This is a genomic window from Streptosporangium sp. NPDC002607 (genome assembly GCF_053592655.1).
In genome coordinates this window covers 1-3,619 of the sequence record NZ_JBSFWD010000142.1, presented here as the reverse complement: position 1 = coordinate 3,619, position 3,619 = coordinate 1, and the positions used below count along the sequence as shown (strand labels likewise).

Below are 3,619 nucleotides of genomic sequence, written 5' to 3'. Positions count from 1 at the left end.
TCCCCCGTCCGATACATCCGCCCACCGGACCCATCAAACGGACACGCCACAAACCGCTCCGCCGTCAACCCGGCCCGCCCCAGATACCCCCGCGCGAGACCGGGCCCGGCCAGGTACAGCTCCCCCTCCACCCCGGCCGGAACCGGCCGCAGCCACGAATCCAGCACGTACGCCCGGGCGTCGCGGACCGGCGAGCCGATCGGCGGGATCTCACCCGCCTTCAGGGGGGCGCTCATGGTGGCGGCGATGGTCGCCTCTGTCGGGCCGTACGCGTTGATCATCAGACGGCCGGGGGCCCAGGCGTCCACCAGGTTCGGCGCACAGGCGTCCCCGCCGACGATCAAGGTCCGCAGGTCGGGCAGCGAGACCTCCGGAACCCCGGCCAGGGCTGCCGGGGGGATCAGGGCGTGGGTGACCCGCGCCTCCCGCAGGGCATCGGCCAGCGCGGCTCCGCTGTAGGCGCCGGAAGGAGGAATGACCAGGGCGGCCCCGGCGGCGAAGGCCATCAGCAGTTCCATGACCGAGGCGTCGAAGCTCGGCGAGGCGAAGTGCAGAACGCGGCTGTCCGGGGTGATCCCGAACCTGTCGACCTGCGAGCACGCGAGGGCGGCGATGCCGGCGTGGGTGACCACGACGCCCTTGGGCCGCCCCGTCGAGCCGGAGGTGTAGATCACGTACGCCGGACGCTCCGGCACGAGCGGCACACCGAGATCGGACTCCGCGTATCCGGAGGTGTCGGCCCCGGCCAGCCAGCCGGCGTCGACCACCAGGGCGGGGGCGGCGTCCGCGAGCATGTAGGCGACCCGTTCCTCCGGGTAGCCGAGGTCGACGGGCAGGTACGCACCGCCCGCCTTCAGCACCGCCAGCGCCGCGACCACCAGATCAGCGGAACGGCGCAGCCTCAGCGCCACCAACCGCTCGGGACCGATTCCGTGCTCGGCCACCAGCAGCCGAGCCAACCGGTTGGCGCGGCCGTTGAGCTGCCCGTACGTGACAGCCTCACCGAGGTGGACCAGCGCGGTGGCCTCGGGGTCACGGACGACGGCGGCTTCGAAGAGCTCGGGCAACGTACGGCGCGGCACCGGTGCTCCGGTGTCGTTCCACTCCTCGACGGCCTGGTTGTGCTCGGCGACGTCAAGGATGCCGATCCGGCCGACCGGCGTGTCCGGGTCGGTGACGATCGTGGTGAGCAGCAGGCTCATCCGGTCGAGCAGCCGCCGGGCCTCGGCGGTGCTGAACAGGTCGGGCCGGTGGTCCAGCCGCAGGGTGAGGCGGTCGCCGGGGACGGCGGCGAGGGCGAGAGGGTAGTGATGGGCGTCTGTCGAGCCGAAGCCGGTCAGCCGCACCTCGCCAAGGGCGGTACCTACGGTGGAGGGATCGAATGGGTAGTTCTCCAGCACGGTGACCGTGTCGAACAGGATGCCGCGCTGGATTTCGGTCAGCCCCAGGTGATGGTGGGGCATCAGCTCCGCCTGCTCGTCCTGGAGGCGTTCCAGCATTTCGCCGACGGACTCGGCGGGCCGGAGCCGGACCCGGACGGGCACGGTGTTGATGAACAGGCCGACCATGCGCTCGACCCCGGGCAGCTCAGGCGGGCGGCCCGATACGACCGCGCCGAAGACGACGTCCTCGCGGCCGGTCAGCTTGGCGAGCAGCAGTCCCCACACTCCCTGCAGGACCGTGTTGACCGTGACGCCACGGCGACGGGCCAGTCTGGTCAGCGCGGCGGTCAGGTCGGCGCCCAGCTCGGTGGCGACCTTGCCCGGCGTCACGGGCGCGCCCGCGGCGGGCGCGACCAGCGTCGGCTCGTCAATGCCCTCCAGTGCCCGGTCCCAGGCATCCTTCGCGGCGGCGCGGTCCTGGCGGGACAGCCAGGCCAGGTAGTTCTTGTACGGCGGCGCGGGCGGAGCCTCCACACCGAGATAGAGCGCCAGCAGTTCGGCGACAAGCAGCGGGGTGGACCATCCGTCGAGCAGGATGTGATGGTTGGTGATGATCAGCCGGTGCCTGCCGGGCTCCGGTCGTACGAGAACGAAGCGGATGAGCGGCGGCACCGCCAGGTCGAACGGGCGTGCCCTCTCCTCCGCGGCCACCGCGGCCGGATCTGCCCCCTCGACCTCTCGCCAGGACGGTTCGACACTGTCCGGAATGACCTGGACGGGCCGGCTGAGGTCCTCGTGCCAGAAGGCGGCGCGCAGGTTGGAGTGGCGTTCGAGCAGCCTGGCGGCGGCGGCACGGAGCGCGGGAACGTCCAGCGGGCCGTCCAGGTCGAGGGTGACCTGCGCGGTGTAGAGGTCGTGCTCGTCGTGGAGGGCGTGGAAGAACAGGCCCTGCTGCAGCGGCGAGAGCGGGAGGATGTCCTGGACCTGCGTCAACGCTTCTCCCACGCGGCTTGGATACGGTCGATCTCCTCCTGGTCCAGATCGACCAGGAGGTCGCTCGGTGTGTGTCCTCCCGCGCCGTGCTCGGCCAGCCCGGCGAGCGCCTCGAACCAGGTCTCGGCCAGTTCGGCGACCTCCGCCTCGTCGAGCACCCCCTCGGGCCAGGACCAGACGGCCTCCAGGTGAGGGCCGTCCGGCCGGTCGTGCGTGGTCACGTTGACCTCCAGGACATGGGCCACCGGCATCCCGGGGTCGTAGCCGCCGATCTCGGTGGGAACCAGGTTCCAGTCGCCTCCGGTGACCGCGACCCGGCCGAGGTAGTTGAACACGATCTGCGGGCGGGGAAGCTCGGCGAGCTTCTGCGCGGTCTCCGGCACGAGATGGCGGAGCATCCCGTAACCCAGCGGGTCGGGCAGCGCCCTGAGCTGCTCCTTGACCTTTTTGATCGCCTGAGCCGCGGCCCGCTCGTCGGACCAGCCGGTCAGACCCGGGTCGAGCCTGACGGGGTGGATGGTGGTGAACCAGCCCACGGTCCTGGACAGGTCGACGTCGGGGAAGATCTCCGCACGGCCGTGCCCCTCCAGGTCGAGCAGGACGGAGGTGCCCCGGGCGCCGCGCCTCCTGCGCCAGTGGGTCACGGCCAGGGCCAGCCCGGCGAGCAGCACGTCGTTGACCCGGCCGTGGAACGCGGCGGGGACGGCCGCCAGCAGAGGTTCGGCCTTCTCCGGAGGCAGGGTACGGCGGAGACTGCGCAACGTCGCGGCGGTGTCGAGGCGCGGATCGAGGGGCCTGCGCCCGATACGCGGATCAGGGCCGTCGAGGATCTCGGCCCAGTGGTCAAGTTCGCCGACCCTGTTGGGAGCCTCGTCGTGCAGGCGGTGTGCCCAGGTACGGAAGGAGGTGGGCACCGGCTCCAGCACCGGGACTCTCACCTGAGCGACCGCTCCCTGAAGGAGCCCTTCTTGAGCGGTCGCGTCTTGCCGGATGGCCTCTTCGTGCGCTGTCGTCTTTCGCGGGGCCGATCGTTGGGCGACCCCTTCGTGAACTGCCGCCTGCGGGGCCGTTTCCTGACCGGCTCCTTCGTGCGCTGTCGTCTTTCGCGGGGCCGATCGTTGGGCGACCCCTTCGTGAACTGCCGCCTGTGGGACCGCTTCCTGACCGGTCGCGTGCCAGGCGGTGAACAGGTCCGGCAACAGGATGCGCCAGGACACCCCGTCCACCGCCAGATGATGCACCGT

At 71.2% G+C, this 3,619-nt stretch carries 3 protein-coding genes; 1 reads left to right on the top strand and 2 read right to left on the bottom strand.

Features of this window, described 5'->3' with window-relative positions; all coding sequences use genetic code 11:
* Together ACWD3H_RS47475 and ACWD3H_RS47470 are read right to left on the bottom strand one after the other, a co-directional pair.
* On the bottom strand, nucleotides 1-2,375 hold a 2,375-nt coding region (locus tag ACWD3H_RS47475), incomplete at its 3' end, for a non-ribosomal peptide synthetase (protein ID WP_451959773.1).
* Nucleotides 2,372-3,313 carry a condensation domain-containing protein gene (locus tag ACWD3H_RS47470; protein ID WP_451959772.1) on the bottom strand — a complete coding sequence of 314 codons (942 nt, stop codon included), beginning with the start codon at nucleotides 3,311-3,313 and terminating at the stop codon, nucleotides 2,372-2,374. The genes ACWD3H_RS47470 and ACWD3H_RS47475, both read right to left, overlap by 4 nt.
* 30 nt (nucleotides 3,314-3,343) lie before the next feature.
* Between ACWD3H_RS47470 and ACWD3H_RS47465 the strand changes: the two genes are divergently transcribed.
* Nucleotides 3,344-3,619 (top strand): hypothetical protein (locus ACWD3H_RS47465; RefSeq protein WP_451959771.1); only part of this gene is annotated, 276 nt, incomplete at its 3' end.